This is a genomic window from Nereida sp. NH-UV-3 (assembly GCF_042939535.1).
Taxonomy (GTDB): domain Bacteria; phylum Pseudomonadota; class Alphaproteobacteria; order Rhodobacterales; family Rhodobacteraceae; genus Nereida; species Nereida ignava.
Genome location: NZ_CP132157.1, coordinates 328,181 through 351,912, shown reverse-complemented (window position 1 = coordinate 351,912; position 23,732 = coordinate 328,181). Strand labels below are relative to the sequence as shown.

Annotated in this window: 22 protein-coding genes; 8 read left to right on the top strand and 14 right to left on the bottom strand. The window is 54.0% G+C overall.

Annotation, left to right across the window (positions count from 1 at the left end; all coding sequences use genetic code 11):
* Nucleotides 1-2: 2 nt before the first annotated feature.
* The 3 genes from NeNHUV3_RS01675 to hemB all read right to left on the bottom strand — a co-directional run bounded on the left by NeNHUV3_RS01675 (nt 3) and on the right by hemB (nt 4,299).
* Entirely contained in the window at nt 3-2,468 is a 2,466-nt protein-coding gene (locus NeNHUV3_RS01675) for a penicillin acylase family protein (RefSeq protein WP_391482091.1), read from the bottom strand.
* A 67-nt stretch (nt 2,469-2,535) separates the two neighbouring features.
* Complete coding sequence (locus NeNHUV3_RS01670; RefSeq protein WP_391483158.1) at nt 2,536-3,069, bottom strand: YSC84-related protein; 534 nt, start codon at nt 3,067-3,069, stop codon at nt 2,536-2,538.
* Between the two features lie 228 nt (nt 3,070-3,297).
* Nucleotides 3,298-4,299 carry a porphobilinogen synthase gene (hemB, locus tag NeNHUV3_RS01665; protein WP_391482090.1) on the bottom strand — a complete coding sequence of 334 codons (1,002 nt, stop codon included), beginning with the start codon at nt 4,297-4,299 and terminating at the stop codon, nt 3,298-3,300.
* A 147-nt stretch (nt 4,300-4,446) separates the two neighbouring features.
* On the opposite strand from hemB, the gene NeNHUV3_RS01660 reads away from it, so the two are divergent.
* The gene (locus NeNHUV3_RS01660; protein WP_048597546.1) at nt 4,447-4,968 is read left to right on the top strand and encodes a hypothetical protein; all 522 of its coding nucleotides are present in this window, start codon (nt 4,447-4,449) and stop codon (nt 4,966-4,968) included.
* Nucleotides 4,969-5,038: 70 nt separating this feature from the next.
* Nucleotides 5,039-8,488 carry a transcription-repair coupling factor gene (gene mfd, locus NeNHUV3_RS01655; RefSeq protein WP_391482089.1) on the top strand — a complete coding sequence of 1,150 codons (3,450 nt, stop codon included), beginning with the start codon at nt 5,039-5,041 and terminating at the stop codon, nt 8,486-8,488.
* On the opposite strand, the gene NeNHUV3_RS01650 is transcribed toward mfd, so the two are convergent.
* Both NeNHUV3_RS01650 and NeNHUV3_RS01645 read right to left on the bottom strand, forming a co-directional pair.
* Nucleotides 8,485-9,687 carry a multidrug effflux MFS transporter gene (locus NeNHUV3_RS01650; protein WP_391482087.1) on the bottom strand — a complete coding sequence of 401 codons (1,203 nt, stop codon included), beginning with the start codon at nt 9,685-9,687 and terminating at the stop codon, nt 8,485-8,487. The genes mfd and NeNHUV3_RS01650 overlap by 4 nt on opposite strands.
* A complete protein-coding gene (locus NeNHUV3_RS01645; protein ID WP_391482086.1) occupies nt 9,684-10,334 on the bottom strand; it encodes a DsbA family oxidoreductase in 651 nt (216 codons plus the stop codon). The genes NeNHUV3_RS01650 and NeNHUV3_RS01645 overlap by 4 nt, the downstream gene beginning before the upstream one ends.
* Before the next feature lie 150 nt (nt 10,335-10,484).
* Here NeNHUV3_RS01645 and NeNHUV3_RS01640 point away from each other — a divergent pair, with 150 nt between their 5' ends.
* A complete protein-coding gene (locus NeNHUV3_RS01640; RefSeq protein WP_391482084.1) occupies nt 10,485-11,108 on the top strand; it encodes a helix-turn-helix domain-containing protein in 624 nt (207 codons plus the stop codon).
* 7 nt (nt 11,109-11,115) lie between these two features.
* On the opposite strand, the gene NeNHUV3_RS01635 is transcribed toward NeNHUV3_RS01640, so the two are convergent.
* The 3 genes from NeNHUV3_RS01635 to NeNHUV3_RS01625 form a co-directional block, all read right to left on the bottom strand.
* Nucleotides 11,116-11,322 (bottom strand): hypothetical protein, encoded by a 207-nt coding sequence (locus NeNHUV3_RS01635; RefSeq protein WP_391482082.1) that lies wholly within the window; start codon nt 11,320-11,322, stop codon nt 11,116-11,118.
* Nucleotides 11,323-11,394: 72 nt separating this feature from the next.
* On the bottom strand, nt 11,395-12,066 hold the full coding sequence (locus tag NeNHUV3_RS01630; protein ID WP_391482081.1) for an aquaporin: 672 nt from the start codon (nt 12,064-12,066) through the stop codon (nt 11,395-11,397).
* A gap of 231 nt (nt 12,067-12,297) precedes the next feature.
* Nucleotides 12,298-14,118 carry an extracellular solute-binding protein gene (locus tag NeNHUV3_RS01625; RefSeq protein WP_391482079.1) on the bottom strand — a complete coding sequence of 607 codons (1,821 nt, stop codon included), beginning with the start codon at nt 14,116-14,118 and terminating at the stop codon, nt 12,298-12,300.
* A 315-nt stretch (nt 14,119-14,433) separates the two neighbouring features.
* Here NeNHUV3_RS01625 and NeNHUV3_RS01620 point away from each other — a divergent pair, with 315 nt between their 5' ends.
* Nucleotides 14,434-15,219, top strand: a complete 786-nt coding sequence (locus NeNHUV3_RS01620) for a 3-hydroxybutyrate dehydrogenase (protein ID WP_391482078.1) — start codon at nt 14,434-14,436, stop codon at nt 15,217-15,219.
* Complete coding sequence (locus tag NeNHUV3_RS01615; protein WP_391482076.1) at nt 15,216-16,265, top strand: patatin-like phospholipase family protein; 1,050 nt, start codon at nt 15,216-15,218, stop codon at nt 16,263-16,265. The genes NeNHUV3_RS01620 and NeNHUV3_RS01615 overlap by 4 nt, the downstream gene beginning before the upstream one ends.
* A 28-nt stretch (nt 16,266-16,293) precedes the next feature.
* On the opposite strand, the gene NeNHUV3_RS01610 is transcribed toward NeNHUV3_RS01615, so the two are convergent.
* The 5 genes from NeNHUV3_RS01610 to NeNHUV3_RS01590 all read right to left on the bottom strand — a co-directional run bounded on the left by NeNHUV3_RS01610 (nt 16,294) and on the right by NeNHUV3_RS01590 (nt 19,940).
* Nucleotides 16,294-16,458: a hypothetical protein gene (locus NeNHUV3_RS01610; protein WP_391482075.1), complete on the bottom strand. Its 165-nt coding sequence runs from the start codon at nt 16,456-16,458 to the stop codon at nt 16,294-16,296.
* Nucleotides 16,459-16,461: 3 nt separating this feature from the next.
* Nucleotides 16,462-17,178, bottom strand: a complete 717-nt coding sequence (locus NeNHUV3_RS01605; RefSeq protein ID WP_391482073.1) for a DUF502 domain-containing protein — start codon at nt 17,176-17,178, stop codon at nt 16,462-16,464.
* A gap of 102 nt (nt 17,179-17,280) precedes the next feature.
* The gene (locus tag NeNHUV3_RS01600; RefSeq protein ID WP_391482072.1) at nt 17,281-18,192 is read right to left on the bottom strand and encodes a pseudouridine-5'-phosphate glycosidase; all 912 of its coding nucleotides are present in this window, start codon (nt 18,190-18,192) and stop codon (nt 17,281-17,283) included.
* 41 nt (nt 18,193-18,233) lie between these two features.
* Nucleotides 18,234-19,109 (bottom strand): PfkB family carbohydrate kinase, encoded by an 876-nt coding sequence (locus NeNHUV3_RS01595; protein ID WP_391482070.1) that lies wholly within the window; start codon nt 19,107-19,109, stop codon nt 18,234-18,236.
* Nucleotides 19,110-19,127: 18 nt separating this feature from the next.
* Entirely contained in the window at nt 19,128-19,940 is an 813-nt protein-coding gene (locus NeNHUV3_RS01590) for a DUF4198 domain-containing protein (protein WP_391482068.1), read from the bottom strand.
* Between NeNHUV3_RS01590 and NeNHUV3_RS01585 the strand changes: the two genes are divergently transcribed.
* The 3 genes from NeNHUV3_RS01585 (at nt 19,927) to tsf (ending at nt 22,991) form a co-directional block, all read left to right on the top strand.
* Nucleotides 19,927-21,042, top strand: a complete 1,116-nt coding sequence (locus NeNHUV3_RS01585) for a HupE/UreJ family protein (RefSeq protein ID WP_391482066.1) — start codon at nt 19,927-19,929, stop codon at nt 21,040-21,042. The two genes, NeNHUV3_RS01590 and NeNHUV3_RS01585, sit on opposite strands and share 14 nt — an antisense overlap.
* 201 nt (nt 21,043-21,243) lie before the next feature.
* A complete protein-coding gene (rpsB, locus tag NeNHUV3_RS01580) occupies nt 21,244-22,023 on the top strand; it encodes a 30S ribosomal protein S2 (RefSeq protein ID WP_048597522.1) in 780 nt (259 codons plus the stop codon).
* An 89-nt stretch (nt 22,024-22,112) separates the two neighbouring features.
* Nucleotides 22,113-22,991 (top strand): translation elongation factor Ts, encoded by an 879-nt coding sequence (tsf, locus tag NeNHUV3_RS01575; protein ID WP_341245573.1) that lies wholly within the window; start codon nt 22,113-22,115, stop codon nt 22,989-22,991.
* Between the two features lie 83 nt (nt 22,992-23,074).
* On the opposite strand, the gene aroQ is transcribed toward tsf, so the two are convergent.
* Nucleotides 23,075-23,512, bottom strand: a complete 438-nt coding sequence (gene aroQ, locus NeNHUV3_RS01570; RefSeq protein WP_391482063.1) for a type II 3-dehydroquinate dehydratase — start codon at nt 23,510-23,512, stop codon at nt 23,075-23,077.
* Nucleotides 23,513-23,732: the final 220 nt, after the last annotated feature.

Genomic DNA, 23,732 nt, shown 5'->3' with positions numbered 1-23,732 from the left:
CATTAACGCGGTAAAAGGCGGGTGACACCTGTCGCACCAGCCCGCGCAAGATCAAGGTCAAGTGACATTGGGATATATTCGCCCCGCCGCCACAGTACACCAAGGTCATCATAGTGGCGCGACAGCGGATGCCCTGATTGGCCCGTCGAAATAATGAAAACGGAACTATCAGGGTCAGCAAAGTCATACACACCACGGTAGCCCGCGCCGTGTACGTTATGAAACGGATCGGCAGGATCCCCCGATGTACGCCCTCGCATCAACGTATTATCCCCGCCAGAAGTGCTTTGCCGAATGTTGACCACGTGCCGCAAAATGGGTGTTTCACCCAGCACAGGGTGATCATGGGTCGCCTGATGGACATCGCCCCAGCGTAGGGATTCAAGCGCGGTGCCGTATCTTTCATTGATCCAGATGATCGCATCATCAAGTGCCAGCCGCGCCATGTCTTCGCAGGTTTCAAGCGGGGCAGATTGCACCACATCACACCAAGCGGCGGCCCCATCAATATCTCTGTACACCCGTTCAAGGAAAATAGGCTCAACGTGGGTGAATTCAGTATAAAGCGGGCCAAGTTCGTCGCGGATTAGCCGTGTTTGAAGCGCTTTGACCCATGCAGAATAGATCAGCGGCTCGGGTAAATGTTCGTTCATCTCGCCGTTCCAATCCGCCAAAAGTGTTAGCGCGCGCTGTCGCTGACGCTCGGGCGTGCCAGCTGGGGCAGGCGGACCAGTGAACCACAAATTTGCCCCAATCAGCGGTAGAATGGTGCGGGCCGTGACGCTGACTGTATCAAGCTGTGCTTCGATAAAACTGTCGCGGGTGTGGACTTGGCGTGATTGCATCAGGCGGGCCCAACGGGTGATCCGCTGGGTGTCCCCGTAGGTGAAACTGACGTGGTTAGGGAACGTGGCATCGGTCACTTTGTTGTTGGTATTGCCGATTATGCCACCCTCGGGCATTAAAATGCGTGGACTGGCTTCGGGGGGCAGGATCCCTTGCCATCTGTTTTGGGCGACCCATCCTGGGCTTGGCAAGCGCCCTTTGGTTTGGTGGCGTGCATCCCGTGCGGGCAGGGCACCGATTGTAACCATGCCAACGCCGTCACGATCTGCCAGCATTAGGTTTTGCGACGGCGCGATAAATGTCTGTGCGGCGTCTGCGGCAGCTTGCACTGATTTGGCCATCATAAGCGCCATACCAGCACTCATTGATGTGTCTTTGGGCGAAAGAGCAGTCCAGTTTAGCGCGGCAACATACCCGTCGCGCATAAGGGTGCCGAGGTTATAATGTTCAGGCGGCAGGACCGGTCCGTTTTCGGTCCAGCGCAGCGTAAGTGTCTCGGACGGGGCATCCTTGACGTTGATGATGCTATCGCGGGTTCTGAACTGCGCAAAACCATTTGGCGTGCGGTATTGTGTGGGATCATCGGGATTAAGCTGTTCAAAAACAAGGTCTTGGTCATCAGCGTACGATGCCGTGAGACCCCATCCCAAAGCAGCACTCCGCCCCATTAATACCAAGGGAATACCCGGAATTGTGCCCCCAATGATGCCGCCTGAAGCAAGTTCAAGCCGCGCCAGATACCAAATTGAGGGGGATGAAAACGCCAGATGTGGATCACTGGCCAACAGGCTACCACCAGTGGCAGAACGTGACGGTGCCGCAGCCCACGCATTGGATGCACCTGCAAGATCGCGGGGCCGGAAAGGTGAAATCGGGTGCTGCGGTTTTTGGCTGCTTGCCGCATAAACGCGCGTGCTACCTTGGGGCATCACCTCCGCAAATGAAGGCAGATCTGCAAGGCCTTCACCGGGTGTATCAGGCAGCAGGTCCAACATCCGTTCGTTCGATAATATCAAAGAGGTGCGCGCGCGAAGGACCTCTTGTTCAAGATGGGTGGTGCCCTGCAGCGCCATTAACTTAATCAGGGCGATGCTGTCTGCAGGCTGCCAAGGGGCGATCTGATTGGAAAACAAGAACAGCTCGGGTGCGCCGCGTCCAAGAGCATCCGCGTTGATCTGCGATAATCTTGCGTTGATACCGGCCGAATAAGCCTCAAGAGCCGCCAAAGTTTCACGAGTTTGGACCGAGACTGATTGTGTCGCAAGGGTGTAAAGGTCCAGCCTGCGTAGGACACGGTCAATGGGCAGTGTCTCGGGGCCGAACACTTCAGACAAACGCCCCTGAACAGTCCGCCGCATGGTGATGAGTTGCCACAGCCTGTCTTGCGCGTGGGCATACCCAAGACCGAAGAAAACATCTTCGTCGATGCTGCCGACAATATGCGGCACATTGGCGTTGTCGCGGACGATTTCGACAGGGGCTGTAATGCCGCTCAGCGCAACATCTGCATCATAATCGGGCAGAGAGCGGGAGGCGAACATATAAAGCACGCCCACCGCCATGATGCAGCAGACACAAACTCCGACAAAAAGCCGAAAAATCCATTTTGTAATGCTCAGCATCGGCTGGCTCTTTCACGTGTTAGTACGGGCGCGCCTTAGCCCAGCCAACCGCATCGCTTGCGGATATTTACGGAATAATGCGCGAGTATTTTGAGCCTTCAAGTGTAGCGCCCACAAGCAGACCTGCCTGACCGAAAACTACAGCAATCACCGGTGACAGGGATGTGATCGTGCCTGCGCGGATGCTGTCACCGCGGTCTTTGAACGCATACTCAAGATCAGCGCCCGCGGCCCAGCCTTTGGAGCGGCGGAAATCCATCAGCGACTCGTCTGTCATGAAAAACAGAACATGGGCATATTGCTGTGCGCCCAATTGCAGGCCCACATTTCCTTGCGCAGTTGAGTAATAATCAACAGTAGACCCGCCCACTTGCAACGCACCACGTCCGTATGCGCCGCCGATACCGATCAGACCAGCTTCCGTAACCAATGGCATGACCAACATACCGCTGGCTTTTTGCGCCAGATCGTTGGTTGCAGGGTATTTACCGTACATAAAGTTCAATGTTTGATCGACGCGCGCATCAATTTTGCCCGCTCCTTTAGAGCCGATCCCGTTGCCGCAACCAGCCAAGATAGGCAAGCTGGCAAGCGCGCCCATGGTAAATGCACGGCGCGATGGCTTTGCAACCGCCTCCGCAGGGTCTTGGTCAAATAGAGAACCTGTAATGTTTTGTGTCATGGTCTTGCCTCTGCTCAGGTGCCAATTTTGGCCTTTATATCTGGCCAATTTGCCGCTTTTTGCGACATTTTCTGTCTAAATAATATAGCGGGGCGCGCCTGATGTCACTCAGGAACTGCATAAACTTTGATCTGCGCAGCCTCTCGCCTAGGCTTTTTGCAGTAATCTGGCGACGGTGGGTGCGAAATACGTCAAAATGCCATCACAGCCCGCGCGTTTGAAGGCCAGCAAGCTTTCGGTCATCACGCGCTCGCCGTCGATCCAGCCGTTTTGCGCGGCTCCCGTGATCATCGCGTATTCACCTGAAACCTGATAGGCGTAAGTGGGCACACCGAACTCTGCTTTGACACGCTGGCAAATATCAAGATACGGCATGCCCGGCTTCACCATGACCATATCCGCACCCTCGCTCAGATCGCGGTGAATATGGCGCAAGGCCTCATCACTATTTGCAGGGTTCATTTGATATGTCTTTTTGTCGCCCTTTAACGCACCAGATGCACCAACCGCATCGCGGAACGGGCCATAAAACGCACTGGCGTATTTGGCCGAGTAGGACATGATCGTCACGTTTTGATGTCCTGCTTCTTCAAGCCCGCGACGCATCGCCCCGATCCGCCCGTCCATCATATCCGATGGCCCCAAAATATCTGCACCGGCCTCGGCTTGGGCCAAAGCCATTTTGACCAATGCTTCAACAGTTTCGTCGTTCACGATAACGCCATCACGGACAATCCCGTCGTGACCGTTGATGTTATAGGGATCAAGAGCCACGTCCGTCATCACAGCAATCTCGGGCACGGCCTCCTTGATCGCGCGGGTGGCACGGTTCGACAGATTATCCTTTCCCCACGCCTCTGCACAGTCTTGTGTCTTAAGCTCTGGCTCGATGTAGGGGAAAATACACATGGCCGGAATGCCAAGATCACGGGCTTCACGCGCTGCATCCACTAAACGGTCAATGGTTAACCGCGACACACCAGGCATAGAGGCGATTGGCTGCTCTGCATCAGTACCTTCCATGACAAACACGGGCCAAATCAGATCATCAACAGTCAGTGTGTTTTCACTGGCCAAGCGCCGCAACGCGTCGGACGTACGCAAACGGCGTAGGCGTGTTGCAGGGAAGGCGGCGGTAACAGGTGTCATGTCAGGTGGCTTTCGGTCTTTGAATTCTGTGCCACTTTGCCTCAATCCAGCGCACCCAACAAGGGGCGTTGGCGGTTGGCATCGCGGCGCGGCCTCGCTATAGCGAACCGACGCAGAGGCGTGTGATGATTTAGCCGGAGTTGGCCCTTGGATTGGTATGAAGCGGTATTTGAACTGATTGACCTGAGGTCATTTTCAAACCTGTGGTACTGGATCGCGCTCGCGGTGTTTTGGTCATCGGCGAGCCACTATGTTCTGGGCGTGCCCTTTGATCTGGTTTTACGCGCGAAACGCAAAGGTGGGCAGGCCGAGGCTGACTTGCGCGATATGGTTCGCGTGGCGATCAACCGCCTGCTGATCATCGGTGAAGTGTCAGGGCTTTTGATCTTTGGGTTTGGCTGCTTTGTCATCACTGGACTGTTTTTATTGGGCTTTATGTACGGCGTTGAGTTTGCGCAGGCGTTATTCTTGATCCTGTTCCCGATGGGACTGTTGGGGCTGATGTCCATCCGTGCCGCTAGCAGTATCGAGTCCAATGTCGAAACCATGGACCAGCTTCATGCCCGCCTTTTGAAACACAGGTTTTGGACGCAAGTCCTTGGGATTATTTCTATTTTCATCACCGCGATTTGGGGCATGTATCAAAATATGGTCGTGGGTAGCCTTTGAAGTGGTGCGATCCGTGCTCAAACTTGTGTCTGTGCCTTGACGCGGCCCGTCAGCGCGGTAGGTCATCCGCATGACCCAACCCCTGATCATTTCCGGCGCCCCCGAGGGCTATGACGCCCAACTGCTTCTGCGCGAGTACGAAAAAAGTGGTAGCGTTATTCACGTGGCGCGCGATGATAAACGCCTTGAAGCGATGCGCGAGGCTTTGGCGTTTTTCGCACCTGACGTCCCAGTTTTCAGCTTTCCTGCGTGGGATTGTCTGCCCTACGACCGCACATCGCCCAACGCAGATGTCTCTGCGGCGCGGATGGCGGTTCTGGCGGGGCTTGTGGCGGGGGGGGCGAAACAGTTCATCTTGCTGACCACTCTGAATGCTGCGACCCAACGCATCCCTGCGCGTAGCGTGCTTGAAGGGGCAAGCTTTATCGCAACTGTCGGGCACCAAGTGAACGAAGAGGCATTGCGGGCGTTTTTGGTACGCATGGGCTTCACCCAAAGCCCCACTGTCGTAGAGCCTGGTGATTATGCGGTCCGCGGCGGCATCATTGATGTCTATCCGCCGGGGCAATCGGGGCCAGTGCGGCTTGACCTCTTTGGGGACGTGTTGGACGGCGCCCGCAGGTTTGATCCGGCCACGCAGCGCACCACGGAAAAGCTATCGGTTGTTGAATTGGCGCCAGTGTCCGAGGTCATCTTGGACGAGCCTGCGATTACGCGCTTTCGGCAGACCTACCGCATTGAATTTGGCGCGGCAGGCACAGACGATCCGCTTTATGAGGCCGTGAGCGCAGGGCGCAAACACGCTGGCATCGAACATTGGTTGGCGTTTTTCCACGATCATCTTGAGACCCTTTTTGATTATGTGCCCAACGCGGCAATTGCGCTTGATGATCAAAGTGCGGCCATGCGTGACGCGAGATGGGCCAGCATCGTTGACCAATACGAAAACCGCCAAGAGGCGCTAAAACAGAAGAAACGCTTGGGCACTGTTTACAAGCCGGCGCACCCTGCGGGTCTTTATCTTGATGATGACGCATGGACCGCGGCTACATCTGAGCGGCGCATGCTTCAGCTGGTTGCTTTGCCGCAATCCACAGGTGCGGGGGTCATTGATGCGGGTGGGAGAATTGGACGGAATTTCTCACCCGAACGTCAGCAAGAAAGTATAAGCCTATTCAGTAGCTTGTCAGCACATATTAAAGCATCACTTCAAGAGCGCCCTGTAATTATCGCCTCATATTCCGAAGGCGCGCGGGAACGGTTGCACGGGCTTCTCGCCGATGAAGGGCTGGTTGATCTGGCGCTGATTTCAAACGCTGGTGATATCGCCAACAGTCGCGTTCATCTGGCGGTCTGGGGACTTGATCACGGGTTTGAAAGCCCTGAAATGGTCGTGATTTCAGAGCAAGATGTTTTAGGGGACAGGCTGATCCGCCGCGCCAAGAAAAAGCGCCGCGCGGATAATTTCCTGTCTGAAACTCAAAGCCTTAGCCCTGGTGACTTGGTCGTGCACGTCGACCACGGTGTTGGTCGCTTCATGGGCCTTGAAGTTGTCACAGCCGCAGGGGCGGCGCATGAGTGTCTGTCGCTTGAATATGCGGAAGCGGCAAAACTGTATTTGCCCGTTGAGAACATTGAGCTGTTGTCCAAGTTTGGCAACGATCAGGGCCTGCTTGATAAGTTGGGTGGTGGTGCGTGGCAGGCCAAGAAAGCTAAACTTAAAGAACGTATTCGCCAGATCGCCGATCGGTTGATCCGCGTCGCGGCAGAGCGCGCCTTGCGCACAGCGCCGATGATGGAGCCGCCCTCAGGGATGTGGGATGCGTTTTCGGCGCGCTTTCCTTACCAAGAAACTGACGATCAGCTGAGCGCCATCGGCGACGTGCTTGACGATCTGGCCAGTGGCCAACCCATGGACCGCCTCATTTGCGGCGATGTAGGCTTTGGCAAAACCGAAGTCGCCATGCGCGCGGCGTTTATCGCGGCAATGTCGGGCGTACAGGTCGCTATCATCGCGCCCACAACGCTACTGGCGCGCCAACACTACAAATCATTCGCCGAACGCTTCCGCGGTTTTCCGTTAGAGGTGAGACAGCTGTCTCGCTTCGTATCGGCCAAAGAGGCCAGTGAGACCCGTGACGGTATCAATCGGGGGACCGTTGACATTGTCATTGGCACCCACGCGCTGCTGGCAAAATCTGTGCGTTTTGAACGTCTTGGGTTGCTCATTATTGACGAAGAACAGCATTTCGGTGTTCAGCACAAAGAGCGTTTGAAACAGATGCGGACAGATGTCCATGTTCTTACGCTAACCGCCACGCCCATCCCGCGAACGCTGCAGCTGTCGCTTTCTGGCGTGCGCGACTTGTCGATTATTGGCACGCCACCGATGGACCGTCTTTCAATCAGAACCTACGTCAGCGAATTTGATCCCGTCACCATCCGCGAGGCGCTTTTGCGTGAGCATTATCGCGGTGGGCAGTCGTTCTATGTGGTTCCGCGCATCTCTGATCTACCCGAGATTGAGGAGTTCTTGCGCGAAGAAGTTCCCGAAGTCAGCTTTATCGTGGCAAACGGTCAGATGGCTGCGGGGCAACTCGACGATACAATGAACGCGTTTTATGACGGCAAATACGACGTGCTACTTGCAACAACGATTGTGGAGTCGGGCATCGATATTCCAACCGCCAACACAATGATCGTGCACCGCTCTGACATGTTTGGTCTGTCGCAGCTGTACCAAATTCGTGGGCGCGTGGGCCGTTCTAAAACCCGTGCCTATGCATATTTGACCACGAAACCCCGTGCGAAGCTGACACCTACCGCCGAAAAACGTCTGCGCGTACTTGGCAGCCTCGACACATTAGGCGCCGGTTTCACCTTGGCATCCCAAGACCTTGATATTCGCGGCGCAGGGAATTTGATTGGCGAAGAACAATCGGGGCAGATGCGTGAGGTAGGCTACGAACTTTACCAATCCATGCTTGAAGAAGCTATTGCCAACATCAAGTCTGGCAAGGCTGAAGGTTTGATTGATGACGGGCAATGGGCGCCGCAGATTAACCTTGGTGTACCAGTGTTGATACCCGAAGACTTCGTTCCTGATCTTGACGTGAGGCTTGGATTATATCGCCGTCTCAGTGGGTTGCAGAGCAAAGTTGAACTAGAAGGCTTTGCTGCTGAGTTGATCGACCGGTTCGGTAAGCTGCCCCGTGAAGTGAACACATTGATGCTTGTCGTCCGGATTAAAGCGATGTGCAAAAAGGCCGGAATTGCCAAGTTGGACGCGGGCCCCAAAGGCGCGACGATCAGCTTTCACAACAATAAATACGCATCACCCGAGGGCCTCGTTGCCTTTATGGATGAGCAGAACGGCGATGCACGTGTTCGCGACAACAAGATCGTTGTTGCGCGGCAATGGTCGAGTGAAGCAGACAAAATCAAAGGATCGTTCGCTTTGGCCAAGGCCCTTGCCGAAAAAGCGATTGCCCACAAAAAGAAGCAAAAAGCGAAAGCTTAGGGGCGAATGCCACGCGCGGTCATATAGGCTAACGTGATGCAGACTGTGATGCCAATCGCGACTGGTAGTGGCGTGCCATCAAACGCAAGGCCAATGGGGGCCGCGATCAGAACTGAACCAACGGTGGCGGAACCTTGCAAAAGAGATGCCGCAAACCCCGCGATGTGCCCAAGCGGTTCCATGGCCAATGCATTCAGGTTTCCCAATGTAAGCCCGACGATAAAGAACACTGATGTGGTCCAGATCACATAGATCCCAAAGCTGTTTGCAGGGCTCAACAGCCAAACCGAAATCATAACAGCCGATATGGCGATCTGTCCCAGCAGGGCCGTTGATATGACCCGCTGCATGCCCAGCTTTACGACGATTTTTGAATTAAGGAACGATGCGCTTGCGGCTAATACGGCGATCAAGGCGAACCAATACGGGAACTGAGACACCTGTCCGTAAACATCAGCAAAAACCTGTTGCGTTGAACTTAGAGCGGCAAAAAGACACGCATAAATAAGCGTTTGCGTTATGATCGACCGTCTCACAACGCTGAGAGACACCATCTCACGAAAGGCCGCAGCCAATGAGGCAAAGGCGAGGGGCCGCTTTTGGACAAGTGTCTCGGGTTGCCGGATTAAAAACCAAAGGCTGGTTAGAATGCTGAAAACGGCGAAGGCCGCAAACAGCTCACGCCATCCGGTAAAGCCAACGATCACCGCGCCAATCGAAGGGGCAATCGCCGGCACAAGAGCGAAAACCATCATGATAAGTGACATCAGTCGCGCCATTTCACGGCCCGATGTTTGGTCGCGGACAATAGCCATCGCAACAACGCGCGCAGCAGATGCGCCAAGCCCCATGGTGACGCGGGTGATCAGCAAAAGGGTAATCTCAGTGGTGAAGATCGCGACCATACAGGACGCGACATAAAGCACTGCACCACAGATCAAAGTCGGACGACGGCCAAACCGATCTGCCAAAGGCCCCACGAAAAACGTGCCAATGCCCATGCCCAACACAAACGCCGTGATTGTCAGTTGGGCGTTATTGGGATTACTCGGCGTCAGGCTTTGCGCGATATCTGGCAGCGCTGGCAAAAGCGCGTCGATGGAGAACGCAATCGTTGCAGTCAACATACCCATCAAAGCGATGAATTCGCGAGGACCAAGTGGTTGTGTTGGCCCGCGGCGGGTGTGCGCTTGGCTCATTCGGGTGATGCCAACTGTTCTTTGATGTCGTTGATCACTTGGACCCACAAGTCGGGACCTTGCGCGCCGGGAACAGCGTGCTGGTTTGCAACAACAAAAGTGGGCACGGAATTAACACCCATTTTGCGGCTGTGTGCATCTCGATCGCGAATGTCTTTTGCATCTTCATCGGTGGCCAGCAGTTTGCGCACAAGGGCTGCATCCATTTCAACACTGTCTGCAATATCAGCGAGCGTTTCGTGATCCGCGATGTCCCGCCCGTCTTCAAAATAGGCTTTGAAAAGTGTGTGTACCATCGCCGTCTGCTTACCTTCAATGCCCGCCCAATGAATGACACGGTGCGCATCAAGCGTGTTGGGCGTACGTGTGATGCCTTCGAAGTTGATCGTAAGGCCCGCTTTTTCAGCGGCCTCTACAACGGGGGCGTAGGCGCGTACGGCACCCTCTTTGCCACCAAACTTCGTTTCCAGATACTCACGACGGTCCATGCCAGCCGCGGGCATATCAGGATTAAGCTGAAACGGATGCCACTCGATCGTGAAAGGGTGGTCAGGCACCTCTGCCAGCGCTTTGAAAAGATGCGTTTTGCCAATGTAACACCAAGGGCAAATTGGGTCGGATATAATATCAAGCTTAACCACGGGCATCTCCTTTACGAGGCATTGGCGATGAGTTGCGTGGTGTTTGGCAGGGAAGCGGGGCGAATGTAAAGCGGGCAAACCAATTGAACAGGGGCCTGTGCAACTTTGCAAAGCATGTTGTTGCCAGCGGTTGTTAGCGTGGGCTATAGGCTTTTCATGACTGATCTACCTGCAAAATCCCTGATCCAAATCGCCCGTGAAAGTGGGGAGGATGCCGCGCCTGAACCTGTTGATCTTGGATCGCGGGTACGTGAGTTGCGCAAAGCGCGCGGCTGGACCCTTGAACAAGCAGCAAATCAGGCAGGATTGGCGCGCTCGACCCTTTCAAAAATTGAGAACGGGCAGATGTCGCCTACGTATGAGGCCCTGAAGAAGCTCGCGATTGGGCTGGAAATTTCTGTCCCGCAGCTGTTCACACCACCGGTGAAGGGTCAGGTAAATGGCCGCATGGCAATCACCAAAGAGGGCGAGGGCGCCCGCACAATTACCACAACCTACGAGCATGAGTTGCTTTCGGCCTCTCTCACCAAAAAACAAATGCTGCCGTACCGCGCGCGGGTTCGTGCGCGGACCCTTGATGAGTTTGACGGATGGGTGCGTCATGATGGTGAGGAGTTTTTGTACGTTCTTACAGGCACCATTCGCCTTTTTACTGAGTTTTACGAGCCCGTTGAGATGCGCCGCGGAGACAGCGCGTATTATGACGCCGCAATGGGGCACAACGTGATCTCGACTAGTGAGGACGATGCAACAATTCTGTGGGTGACATCGCTGGCCTAAGCCCAAGTCACCCGACGTGTTGTAAATTCTCGGTTGGCCGCACGGCGATCACCAGATCAAGCTGCTCTGATGCTTCGGTGATCGACAACTCATTCACGCGCGCAAGATACAAAACCAACTTATCACGATCATGGGTCAGAAAGCGCATACTGTTTATATCTGTGGCGGGAAAGTAGCGGTTGATCGCGGGAATATCGTCTGGCGTCAAAATCATCGGGAACCTCTGCAACTGTTTACCTATTCAGGCTAAGTCCGCAGGGGTTAAGAATTGGTGGATGTCGGCCCGTTATTTTGAGAACAGTTTTGCCAGGAACGGCATCGCTATCACGACTGTCACCAGTTGGACAAATATGAACGCTGGCAGGCCTGCTGGCGCAATCCCTGCGAATGTATCGGAGAGGCCACGCGCAATTGTGACGGCGGGGTTGGCAAAGCTTGTGGATGAGGTGAACCAATACGCGCCGGTGATATAAAGTGCGACAAGTGTTGGAACGGCTTCTGGTTTACTGCGTAAGCCCCCAAAGATTACAAACAACAAACCGAACGTCGCGACCCCTTCTGATACCCATTGCGAGACACCTGTCCGCGCGGTGCTTGCGAGTTGGAAGATCGGAAGTTCAAACATTAAGTGTGTCAGACAAACCCCTGTAATTGCACCAACTATTTGCATTAGAGCAAAACCCAAAGCAACGGTGCGCGATATTTCTTTGCGCACATAAAAGGCGAGCGTAACGGCAGGGTTAAAATGTGCGCCCGAGATCGGTCCAAGCACAGTAATGATGACATAGAGGATGCAGCCTGTGGCGATCGCATTTGCCAAAAGAGTCAACGCGACTGAGCCGTTTGACAGCGTATCGGCCATGATACCGGAGCCAACAACACCGATCAGCAAAAACGCAGTACCAAGCGCTTCGGCACAGAGTTTGCGCCATAGATCGGGCTCCGTGAGGGTATGCATCTATGTTATGTCCCTACGTTTTGTGAACTTGAGCCTACGTCCTAAAATATGACTTTACCGACGGTTTTGACGGGTATTGTCACGGCTTTGGTCGCCAATCGTGCAGGAGTGCAGGCAGTGACCGCGCAAATCGCGAGTAGTGTGATAAAAAGGCGCATAGTGCTGCTTTCGATATCTAGACGCCCCGCGTTTACCCATGGGGGTGCAGGGCGTCTAGTTACTTTAGCTCTTTCAGTCGGCTTCAAACCACCAAACATCGGGCTGCCAACCAATCCAGTCGCCATAGATGGGTAGGTTTTCTGGGTATTTAAGCTCCTTGGCGTGGGCGATGCGGCTGATGTTGAACTGGTAGATCGGTATGACGTAGCGGCCTGTGGTCAGGATGCGGTCCAACGCGCGAACGGCTGCCAAAAACTCTTGGCGGCTTGCGGAATTCAGCATCTTGTCAATCATCGCCTCTGCGGCGGGACTGTTCATGCCCATCCAATTGCGGCTGCCGGGTTCAGTAATGCCATCAGCGCCCCAGTATGCGTATTGCTCGTTACCGGGTGACAGGGACAAGCCACGGCGATAGTACGTCATGTCAAAATCATAATTGGTCGTACGGTCTTTGTACTGCGCCCCATCAACGGTTGTAACGGTCGGCGTGATGCCAACACGCTCAAGCGCTTTTGTATAAAGCTCGATGATCGCGATATTCTCGGATGATCCTGATTTGAGCAGAATTTCAAAAGTGAAAGTCGTGCCGTTCGCGTCAACGAGGACACCTGTATCATCAACGGAATATCCTGCGCTTTCAAATTGCTGCAAGGCTTTCCTAATGTTGCGTCGGTTGGCTTCTGAGCCGTCACTGACAGGTAGGGTGTATCCTTCAAGGGCGCCTGGTAAAAGCTCGTCCGCGAAGGGAGTTAAGAACTCTTTAACCAAGCCTTCTGCGGGGCCTTCTTTCATACCCAAGATCGAATTTGAGTAATAGCTGGTGATGCGCGGCTGCTTGCCATCCGTCATAGCATTGTTGATGAATTCAAAGTTAAACGCATGAAGCAGAGCGTCGCGCACGCGCCAGTCTTGGAATGCCTCACGACGGGTGTTCATGACAAAACCTGTGATGCCCGAGGGCCGTTCATGAGGCAGCACTGACTTCACCACGTCGCCCGCATCTATTGCGGGGAAGGCGTACTGCTGGTCCCATTTTTGCGCGTTAAATTCACGGTTTGAGTTCAAAACACCTGCTTTGAACGCCTCGAACTGCGCGGTTCCATCTCCGAAAAATTCCATACGCACTTCATCAAGGTTCATGGTGCCACGGCGGAATGGCAGGTCTTTGCCCCAATAATCGTCGTTGCGCTTCATCACCACAACGCGGCCAGCCTCATATTGATCAACAACATACGGGGAAGTTGTGATCGGCACGATATCCAAACTGCTGTCGGCGAAATCAACGCCGTCCCATTGTGCCTTTTTCAAGATGGGACGCATGCCAGCGATCAACGCAAGTTCGCGATCTGCCTCGTTGAACGTAAACTTCACCGAGCGTTCACCAGTTTTTTCGGCACTTTCGATTTTCTTCCAAAGCCCGTGGTAACGCGGATGCCCGACGGTCCCCAATGTTTCATAAGACCAGATTACATCTTCGACCGTAACGGGGGTGCCGTCGGAAAAACGTGCCTCCGGGCGAAGGGTGAATTCGACCCACGCGCGATTCTCACCCACCTCAATCGATTCGGCGAGAAGCCCATAGAGCGTAAATGGCTCGTCCCAAGAGCGCCCCATGAGGCTTTCCACGCCCAAAAAGCGCAACTGCCACGGTGGACTGCCCTTCAAGATATAGGGGTTCAAGCTGTCAAAAGTGCCAACTTCACCCGTAGCGATAGTACCACCCTTGGGAGCATTCGGGTTTGCATAGGGGAGAGACACAAAATCTGGTGGTAGTTGCGGCTCACCATACATGGCGATCCCGTGTTTTGGCTCGGCAGCTGCGAATCCCGCGATTGAAACTGCTGTAACTACGCCCGCTAACATACCGCTATACTTGAAAATATTTAGTTTCATTTTGGAAACAATCCCCCGTCGACCATGTTTAATTACTATTGGACCGCAACCACTGGGCTAACACAACGCAAACATTTCTGCTTGGCGCGCCTTTGCGAAACGGATATAACAGTCTCACTGCTCGATAGGTTTCTTGCCTGTATGAAACCTGCCTCAATAACTTACGCCAGCTTCGTGCTGGCGTTTTTTTTTGGCCAATCGGTTTGATCCGCAGTCCGTCAACACAACAATCCGTGAGGGTAAACTCCATTACACTGGCATTTCGCAGTCGCAGCATTATGGTGACTTCAATACTTTGGTAAGGAGCATTCACGAATGGCAATTGTTACGGATTTGACGGGCAAAACAGCGGTAATTACTGGATCAAACTCAGGTATCGGGCTTGGCGTGGCAAAGGAATTGGCGCGTGCTGGCGCCAATGTTGTGCTCAATAGTTACACAAATAACGAGGAAGATCACGCCTTGGCGCAATCCATCGCGGATGAGACAGGTGTCTCAGCGCAATATATTCAGGCGGATATGTCCAAGGCGGACGAGTGTCGCAAGCTGATCGCGGAGGCGGGCGCGTGCGATATCTTGGTCAATAACGCCGGCATTCAGCACGTAGCCGGTATTGAGGAATTCCCGACAGACAAATGGGATGCCATCATCGCAATCAACCTTAGTTCTGCCTTTCACACATCTGCCGCCGCCATCACCGGCATGCGCGCCGCAGGGTGGGGGCGCATCATTAATGTGGCGTCTGCCCATGGGCTGACCGCGTCACCCTATAAATCTGCCTATATTGCTGCCAAACACGGCATCGTGGGGCTCAGCAAAACCGTAGCTTTAGAAACCGCAGAAGAGCCGATCACCTGTAACGCAGTATGTCCGGGCTATGTGCTGACACCTTTGGTCGAGGCGCAAATTCCCGACACCATGAAGGAATACGATATGAGCCGCGAGGACGTGATCAAAAACGTCATGCTCAAGCGCCAGCCTTCCAAGGAATTTGCAACTGTTGAGCAGATGGGCGGCACGATTGCATTTCTGTGCTCTGATGCGGCGGCCCAAATCACCGGCACGACCATTTCCGTTGACGGTGGCTGGACGGCGTTGTGAGTGGCGCCAAAGCGGGCGGGGCGAGCAAGTCGATAAACCTCGCGCTGCAAGGCGGCGGGGCGCACGGGGCCTTTACTTGGGGCGTTCTGGATCGACTTTTGGATGAAAAACGGCTGACAATTTCGGCCGTCACGGGAACATCTGCGGGGGCCATGAACGGGGCTGCGTTCAAGTCCGGCATGGTCACTGCAGGGCGCGAAGGTGCGCGCGAAAACCTTAACTGGCTGTGGTCCCAAATTGGAGCGACAGACGCCAGCGGGCTAAGTGATTGGATGCATGGCTCCGCCGCAACTGTGAGCCGCGCTTTTGAAATGTCACCCGCCTTTGCGGCCATTGATCTGAGCAGCCGTGTGATGTCGCCCTATGCGCTTGGGCCGTGGTACAAAAATCCGCTGGCGCGCATTGCAGAGGCGTTTTGGTATGACACGGTTTGCGCCGATGAGGGGCCTGCGCTTTTTGTCTGTGCCACCAACGTGCGCAGCGGTAAAATCCGCGTGTTTGACCACGATGATATCTGCCCTGAGGCGATTATGGCAAGTGCTTGCCTGCCGACACTCTTTAAGGCGGTTGAGATATTTGACCCCAACACGGGCCGAGATGAGGCCTATTGGGACGGCGGATATACTGGCAATCCCGCGCTGTTTCCGCTGTTTCAAGGCGCGCTTCCCAGTGACATTGTGGTGGTTAATATCAATCCGCTGCACCGAGAAGAGCTGCCTGTATCTGCGCAGGCCATCCAAAACCGAATTAATGAGATAAGCTTCAATTCGTCCCTGCTTCGGGAATTACGCGCGATTGAATTTGTGCAGCGGTTACTGGGTGATGGAACGATCAGTGAAAGCACGATGAAAGCGATCAACGTGCATATGATTGCTGATGACCCGTTGATGAATGAGCTGAGCGTTGCAACAAAATTACTGCCATCGGGCTATGTTTTGGGGCAACTGAAACAAGCGGGACAGCGCGCTGCAGATCAGTTCTTAACGGATCACTGGGGCGATATCGGTGTTAAAAGCAGTGTGGATTTACCGGCAATGTTTAACTGACACCTGTAGCTTAGCTCAGGATGCTGGCTTAGGTCTCATCGTCGTCCATGTGCGGGTTGTTCAGGCCCGAGATTACCACAAAGGCCACAATCGCACCAACGCCCACACCAAGGGCCATTAGCGCATCAAACGCTATCCAAACGGTGCCGATCAGGACTAACAACAGGGCTACAAAGATCACATTTCTAGACATGAGCTAGCCCTTTGCCGGTGCGGATGGGTCTTTAGAATTGGGGTAAACCAAGCCCGCAGAAATAACCAATTTCGCGGCATCTTCGACACTCATTTCAAGCTCGATAACGTCCTCGGTCGGAAAGAACAGCAAAAAACCTGATGTGGGGTTAGGCGTGGTCGGCACGAACACGGACATCATTTTATCTGCGCCGGCTTTGTCCAAAACCTCTCCCTTCGTGGAGGTCGAGATAAAGCCAATGGCCCAGATACCCTTGCGCGGATATTCAATCAGGCAGGCCTTATCGAAGTTCGTATCTGTTTGGGCAAAGATCGTTTCGGCGATTTGTTTGACGCCGCCGTAAATGCTGCGCACCACGGGTGTCCGCTCAACGATGCTTTCGGCCCACCGCAACAGGCTGCGCCCAATGAACCCTTTGGCAATCCAACCGATAAACACGGTGAACAGCAAAAACATGACAACGCCAATGCCGCGCACATTAATCTGACGATCAACCTCAAGGCCGAAATAAGTTTGGATCAGCCGGTCTGGTTGCCACGAGTGGGGCACAAGCGGCAGGACGAACCCGTCAATCCAGCCAACAACTGTCCAGATCAGCCAAATGGTCAGCCCGATCGGTGCGATCACCACCAGACCCGTTAGAAAATTCGACCGCATGCGCGAGAAAAGACCAACACGGCGAGGCGGAAGATCAGGAGAGAACGGGTCAGTGTTTGGCATATGATCTGCTTGTAAAACGGGGTGTTGGAGACATAGCTAGGCTATGCGCCCTGCGGATACAACGGGCAGCGCCAACATAACGGCGCCCGAACTGCGTTATCTTTATGCGCTGCTTATTTCCGAAGCAATCTGTGCGGCCAAGCGCGCGTTGTTGCGCACCAGTGCGATGTTGGCAGTCAGGGATGCACCGTCCGTCAACTCAAGTATCCGACCCAATAAAAATGGTGTCACTTTCTTGGCGGTAATGTTTTGCGCCTCTGCCTCAGCAAGGGCCTGTTCAATAATTGGGTGCAGCACCTCTTGTGGAATTTCCGCCTCTTGCGGGATCGGGTTCGCAATCAATTGTCCGCCTGGCAAGTTCATTTGCATGCGCATCAGATGGGCCGCCGCGATCTGTGCGGCGCTGTCCATCCGCAAAGGCGCGGCGATGTCAGAAGTCGCAGACCAAAACGCGGGCAGGTAATCTTGACCAAATGCGATGACGGGCACCCCGAGCGTTTCGAGAACCTCCATCGTTTTTGGCAAGTCCAGAATGGCCTTTGCGCCGGCCGCAACAACTGTGACCGGCGTTTGGGCCAACTCGTGCAGGTCAGCGGAAATATCAAAGCTGTGCTCGGCGCCGCGGTGAACACCGCCGATACCGCCCGTTGCAAACACACTGATGCCCGCCAAGCGCGCGCCGATCATAGTGGCCGCAACAGTTGTAGCGCCTGTCCCACCTGTTGCGATGCACGCCGCCATATCCGCGCGGCTCAGCTTGGCGACGTTTTTTGCCTGACCAAGCGCATCGAGTTGATCGCTGTTCAGACCGATATGAAGCGTGCCATTCATCACGGCGATTGTTGCAGGCACCGCACCATTTTGGCGCACCACATCCTCTACACCGCGGGCGACCTCAATGTTTTGGGGGAAAGGCATGCCATGGGTAATGATGGTGCTTTCAAGAGCAACGATAGGCTGGCCGGCTTTGCGCGCCGCCGCTACTTCATCGGAAAAAATCATAGGAACAGTCATTTATGTGCGCCTCCGGCGGGGATATTTTTGAACAAAAGAAATTATAGCCCCGAGACGTAATGGGCCGCCGCAGCAAGGCCATCGGTCAAGGCATTTTCAGGCGAGCGGCCTGCAAGTTCGGCTGCAATATGGGCGGCCATGAAGGTATCCCCCGCACCTGTGACGCGCATTTGGGGCACTTTTGGCGGGGTGGCAGACCAGATTTGGCCACTCTCGGCGAAGGCGGCTTGGCGGGCACCATCTGTGACCAGAACGCGTGTCGCTCCTTTTCGGGCTAGTGCCTCAGCACCGCTTTTTGCATCGCCCAGTTTTTGTTGGGTCAGCAGTTCGGCTTCCTCAAGGTTGACGTAAATCGTGGCCTTTGGATGGGTGAGTAGTGGCATCAGCCGCATGACTTTACCAGGTGAGGCAGGCGCAATGCGCAGGTCCGCATCTTTGAAACAGGCATCACTTGCGATTTGAGTAAGCAGGCTTTCCGTAAGATTGCCATCAAGGGCAATTACGCCGCTATAAGGTTTCAATGCGTTGCCGAGTGTTCCGTCTTTCAAAGGGGTTAGAACTTCGCTTCCCGCGGCCTCAAGCGAATGCGCATCTGCGATCGCCGCGATCAGACCATTTGCGCCCTCAATCGCCATATACCGATCTGTTGGCAGGTCTTTGGGGCGGTAAAGTTGCGTTGTGTCCATGCCCATTGTGGCGCAAGCGCGGACCAGCTCGTTGCCTTCTTCGTCTGTACCAACAGCACTGAGCAACACAGGTTTCAGGTCAAAACGCGCAAGCGTCATTGCAATATTGAGGGCGACACCACCCGGAAGGCGCGTGATCCGGCCGGGCCGGTCATTGCCCGCAACCATCTCTTGGTCATGGCGCCCGATGATATCCCACAAGACGGATCCGATGCATAAAATCTGTGTCATGCCGGGCGGTATAGGGGATCATTCTGGCGTCTGAAAGGTCAATGCCGCCCAAAGCGTATCCCAAACTGCATTTGTTTTCACATGCCGCTCAGTAGAGGGCACGCGCAATGTCACAGCGTCCAAAAGATAGGTGGTATCGGGCTGCAACATGATGTCAGCAACGCCGTTTTCGTTGGTTCGGGTTGTTGTGATTTGGACTGTCTCATCTGCTGCGCGGGCAAAAATCTCGATCTGCCTGTCAGGTTGCGGTGCGCCGTTCAAAAGAAGTTGTACGGGTAGGGGAGCATTGGGGGCCAACTGATAAGGATTGGCGAGCGCCACCAGTTCGGTCTCAAGACCCATTATCGCGTCTTGGCCGTCACAACTGCCGACGCAGGCAAGCATTTTTACGTGGCGGGTGTAGGCCTCAACAAAATCGGTCTCAGGCAGGCCGCGGGCATCATGGCGGGTTTTGATGTCGGGGAAATCTTTATGATCGGCGAACGCCTGAAATTTCTCCCACTCTTTATAAGTTAGCGTCGACACAGTGCTTTCATAACCGATAACTTGAAGGCCCGCTGGCTGATCTGACAGGCTCAGGGCAGGGCGGTCGCCGATCGTACCGGGTACAGGCCTAAGGCCATCTGTGCTCAATACTTCAAATCGGGTGAAGCTGCGAGGGTTGTAAATAAGTCCACCTCCCACAAAATTCTGTCCGTTTTTGAGTTCCGCGGTGAGTGTTTCGCTGGTTTCTACTTGAAACTCGTCAGCATCCAGCCACACTTCATGGGACAAAGATGCGCTGGTACAGCAAAAATAAGTAAGAAGGGTAATACCAATGAGATTTTTCATGTGGCTAAAGGTGTTTGTTTTGCTGGCGGTGTCAACTGTTGCAAGCGCACATGAGGTGAACCCCACCGTGGCGGATCTGACGATTTCCGAGGGTGAAGTGACGCTTGAGTTGGGCGGGAATTTTGAGAGTTTTCTGGCCGGGATTGATCTGTCCACGGTGGAAAACACCGATGATGCAGCAAACGCCGCGGATTATGATGCGCTGCGCGCACTAAGCGTTGAGGCGTTTGAAACACGTGTCCGCGAGCAGTTTGGCACAATTTCTCAAAACATCCTTGTTGAGCTTGGTGGTGAGACAGGTGTCCTCACGCTTAATTCCGTTGAGGTTCAAGACCTTAGTGATCTTGAGTTGCCACGCCTGACACAGGTGTCCGCAACCATCGCAAACCCTGAAAATGCACCCGTTCAAGTTGGATTGTCGCAGAATTACGGCCAACTTATTCTGCGCCAACAAGGGGCAGGCGAGAACGGTTTTGCGGGCCTTTTGGGGGCAGGTGAAATGTCGCCCATCCTTACGGCTGCTGGTGGGCAATCCGAGGGCGCGTGGGATACATTTGTGCGCTACATCCCCGTAGGCATCGAGCATATCGTCCCGCTTGGCCTTGATCACATTTTGTTTGTTCTGGGTCTTTTCTTCCTCGCAGCGCGCCTGAAGCCGCTTTTGTGGCAGGTCAGTGCATTCACACTGGCGCACACCGTGACATTGGCATTGGGCGCCACTGGTGCGGTGACAGCTAATCCGTCAATTGTTGAGCCATTGATTGCGCTTTCAATCGTTTATGTGGCCGTTGAGAACATCTTTACGGATGGGCTAAGTCGCTGGCGTTCGGCGCTTATTTTTGCGTTCGGATTGTTGCACGGTTTGGGCTTTTCGACAGTTCTGGGTGTCTACGGCATTCCAGAAGGTCAGTTCTTGCCAGCGTTGATCGGCTTTAACATCGGTGTCGAACTTGGACAGCTGATCGTAATTGCTGTGGCTTTTGCGCTTGTCGGATATTGGTTGCGCGACAAAACATGGTATCGCCCTGTGATTGCTATTCCTGCCAGCCTAGGCATTGCGATCATCGGCGCGTACTGGGTGCTTGAACGCACCGTCCTCTAAGCCGTTCTCTACGCCGGTCGAAACTTCGGTTTAGCGCCTGTAAATATGGGGCTTGTGCTGGTTGGAGTGCTGGGTTAAACGCGCAGCACTTCAACTCCGCAAGCGGGGATGGGCCATGTGCAGGGAGACATCCTGCAAAGGTCCGCCGGTTGAGACATATGTCTCTTCCCCCGCTGAGGCTAAACCGGAAAGGATACGGACATGGCCGTCGATTTCACCATGCGTCAGCTCTTGGAAGCAGGCGTACACTTTGGTCACCAGACACAGCGCTGGAACCCACGTATGCAAGAGTTCATCTATGGCTCACGCAACGGCATCCACATTATGGATCTCACACAAACCGTCCCAATGCTCGACGCTGCTCTGAACGCTGTTCAGGAAACTGTCGCAAAAGGCGGTCGCGTGCTTTTTGTTGGTACCAAGCGTCAGGCGCAGCGCCCGATTGCTGAAGCTGCTGAGAAATGCGCACAGTACTACATGAACCACCGTTGGTTGGGCGGCACGCTCACAAACTGGCAGACTGTTTCCAAGTCTATCGCACGTTTGAAAGCCATCGACGAAGCATCTGAGCGTGGCTTTGAAGGCCTCACAAAGAAAGAGCGTCTTGGCATGGAGCGTGAGCAGGGCAAACTGCAAGCCTCTCTCGGTGGTATCCGCGAAATGGGCGGTGTTCCTGATCTGCTTTTCGTCATCGACGTGAAAAAAGAAGACCTGGCAATTGCCGAAGCGAAAAAGCTTGGCATTCCGGTTGTTGGCATCGTTGACACAAACTGCTCACCATCAGGCGTTGACTACATCGTTCCGGGTAACGACGACGCGGCACGCGCGATTGCACTGTATTGCGATCTGGCTGCACGCGCGGCTCTGGAAGGCATGAGCGCACAGATGGGTGCTGCGGGCATCGACCTTGGCGCAATGGAAGAGGCATCTGTTGAAGAAGCTCTTGCAGAAGCACCAGCGGACGCACCAGCAGAAGCGTAAGCTTTACACATGTGTTGAAATCTACGGGGCGCGCGATGGGAAACCACAGCCTCGTAGACATATCTTATTAAATTTAGGAGAGACTTGAGATGGCAATCACTGCTCAACTCGTCAAACAACTGCGTGAAACATCCGGCGCAGGCATGATGGACGCTAAAAAAGCGCTGACTGAAACCGATGGTGACATGGAAGCGGCAATGGACTGGCTTCGCACCAAAGGTCTTGCAAAGGCTGCGAAGAAATCTGGTCGTACGGCTGCTGAAGGTCTTGTCGCTGTTGCTGTTAAAGCCGGTAAAGGCATCGCAGTTGAAGTGAACTCAGAGACTGACTTTGTTGGCAAAAACGCTGACTTCCAATCTATGGTTGGCAACATTGCTACCGCAGCTTTGGACGTGTCTGACGTTGATGCGCTTAAAGCGGCTGAAATCGACGGCAAAACGGTTGAAACAACCGTAAATGACGCGATTGCGACCATTGGCGAGAACATGTCTGTGCGCCGCATGGGCGTTCTTGAAGGTGCGCATGTTGCGACATACGTCCACAATGCTGTTGCAGATGGCATGGGCAAAATCGGCGTGTTGGTTGCGCTGAGCGGCGATAACGAAGCGTTCGGCAAGCAGGTTGCGATGCACATCGCAGCGGTAAACCCGGCGTCTCTTTCAGAAGCTGATCTGGACCCAGCCGTTGTTGAAAAAGAGAAAAACGTCCAAATGGATATCGCTCGCGAGAGCGGCAAGCCAGAAGCTGTGATCGAGAAAATGATCGTTGGCCGAATGAAAAAGTACATGTCAGAAGTGACATTGCTGAACCAACAATTCGTTGTGAACCCAGACCTGACAGTTGCTGAAGCAGCCAAAGAAGCTGGCGTTGAAATCACTGGTTTCTCACGTTTGGAAGTTGGCGAAGGCATCGAGAAAAAAGTAGAAGATTTCGCTGCTGAAGTAGCAAAAACCGCTGCTGGTAGCTAATTCAACTGACCCATCGGTTGATACAGAAATAGAGGAGGGCGCCCAGATGTGGCGCCCTTTTTTGTGCTTAAAATGTGCGGTGACTATTTGCGCAAATAATCTGCTGCCGCGTGCAATGCCAACTCATAGCCGTATGCGCCAAACCCGCAGATCTGTCCCACAGCGACGGGCGCGATGTGCGAAGTATGGCGGAAGTCTTCACGGGCGTGAATGTTCGACAGATGCAGCTCAATCACAGGAACTTCCACAGATGCAATCGCATCGCGCAGCGCAATTGATGTATGCGTATAGGCACCAGCGTTCAGAATGATCAGATCATGGTAGCTTTTTGCGGCTTGAATTGCGTCGATCAAAACACCTTCATGGTTCGACTGCTGAAAGCTTATCTCAAATCCGAACGAATGCGCCAACGTCAAACACTTGGCTTCAATATCCTTCAGCGTCGTCGCGCCGTAAACCTCGGGCTGCCGTGTGCCCAACAAGTTGAGGTTTGGGCCGTTTAGGATAAGAAGTGCTGCCATTGGACTACTTTCGTTTTGTTGCCTACGGTTAGCCTAGTTATACAAAGCGATGCAACCAGTGGATACTGTTAGACTAGTAACGATGTAATATCAATGACTTACGGGTCTTACTTGAACCAAGCCATGAGGCCAGCATACACAACATTAACATAATACTGATTATACGATTTGTAGGTAGATTAAATAGGCGATGTAAGAAAGCCCTACACCGCCCAAATCA

Excerpts from the sequence above, each read along its gene's own strand:
- NeNHUV3_RS01640 (WP_391482084.1), top strand. The coding sequence starts at position 10,485 with ATGACTGATCTACCTGCAAAATCCCTGATCCAAATCGCCCGTGAAAGT.
- NeNHUV3_RS01645 (WP_391482086.1), bottom strand. The coding sequence starts at position 10,334 with ATGCCCGTGGTTAAGCTTGATATTATATCCGACCCAATTTGCCCTTGG.
- hemB (WP_391482090.1), bottom strand. The coding sequence starts at position 4,299 with ATGACACCTGTTACCGCCGCCTTCCCTGCAACACGCCTACGCCGTTTG.
- NeNHUV3_RS01595 (WP_391482070.1), bottom strand. The coding sequence starts at position 19,109 with ATGACACAGATTTTATGCATCGGATCCGTCTTGTGGGATATCATCGGG.
- NeNHUV3_RS01585 (WP_391482066.1), top strand. The coding sequence starts at position 19,927 with ATGAGATTTTTCATGTGGCTAAAGGTGTTTGTTTTGCTGGCGGTGTCA.
- aroQ (WP_391482063.1), bottom strand. The coding sequence starts at position 23,512 with ATGGCAGCACTTCTTATCCTAAACGGCCCAAACCTCAACTTGTTGGGC.
- mfd (WP_391482089.1), top strand. The coding sequence starts at position 5,039 with ATGACCCAACCCCTGATCATTTCCGGCGCCCCCGAGGGCTATGACGCC.
- NeNHUV3_RS01670 (WP_391483158.1), bottom strand. The coding sequence starts at position 3,069 with ATGGGCGCGCTTGCCAGCTTGCCTATCTTGGCTGGTTGCGGCAACGGG.
- NeNHUV3_RS01635 (WP_391482082.1), bottom strand. The coding sequence starts at position 11,322 with ATGATTTTGACGCCAGACGATATTCCCGCGATCAACCGCTACTTTCCC.
- NeNHUV3_RS01590 (WP_391482068.1), bottom strand. The coding sequence starts at position 19,940 with ATGAAAAATCTCATTGGTATTACCCTTCTTACTTATTTTTGCTGTACC.
- rpsB (WP_048597522.1), top strand. The coding sequence starts at position 21,244 with ATGGCCGTCGATTTCACCATGCGTCAGCTCTTGGAAGCAGGCGTACAC.
- NeNHUV3_RS01605 (WP_391482073.1), bottom strand. The coding sequence starts at position 17,178 with ATGCCAAACACTGACCCGTTCTCTCCTGATCTTCCGCCTCGCCGTGTT.
- NeNHUV3_RS01675 (WP_391482091.1), bottom strand. The coding sequence starts at position 2,468 with ATGCTGAGCATTACAAAATGGATTTTTCGGCTTTTTGTCGGAGTTTGT.
- NeNHUV3_RS01620 (WP_391482078.1), top strand. The coding sequence starts at position 14,434 with ATGGCAATTGTTACGGATTTGACGGGCAAAACAGCGGTAATTACTGGA.
- NeNHUV3_RS01610 (WP_391482075.1), bottom strand. The coding sequence starts at position 16,458 with ATGTCTAGAAATGTGATCTTTGTAGCCCTGTTGTTAGTCCTGATCGGC.
- NeNHUV3_RS01650 (WP_391482087.1), bottom strand. The coding sequence starts at position 9,687 with ATGAGCCAAGCGCACACCCGCCGCGGGCCAACACAACCACTTGGTCCT.
- NeNHUV3_RS01600 (WP_391482072.1), bottom strand. The coding sequence starts at position 18,192 with ATGACTGTTCCTATGATTTTTTCCGATGAAGTAGCGGCGGCGCGCAAA.
- NeNHUV3_RS01625 (WP_391482079.1), bottom strand. The coding sequence starts at position 14,118 with ATGAAACTAAATATTTTCAAGTATAGCGGTATGTTAGCGGGCGTAGTT.
- tsf (WP_341245573.1), top strand. The coding sequence starts at position 22,113 with ATGGCAATCACTGCTCAACTCGTCAAACAACTGCGTGAAACATCCGGC.
- NeNHUV3_RS01630 (WP_391482081.1), bottom strand. The coding sequence starts at position 12,066 with ATGCATACCCTCACGGAGCCCGATCTATGGCGCAAACTCTGTGCCGAA.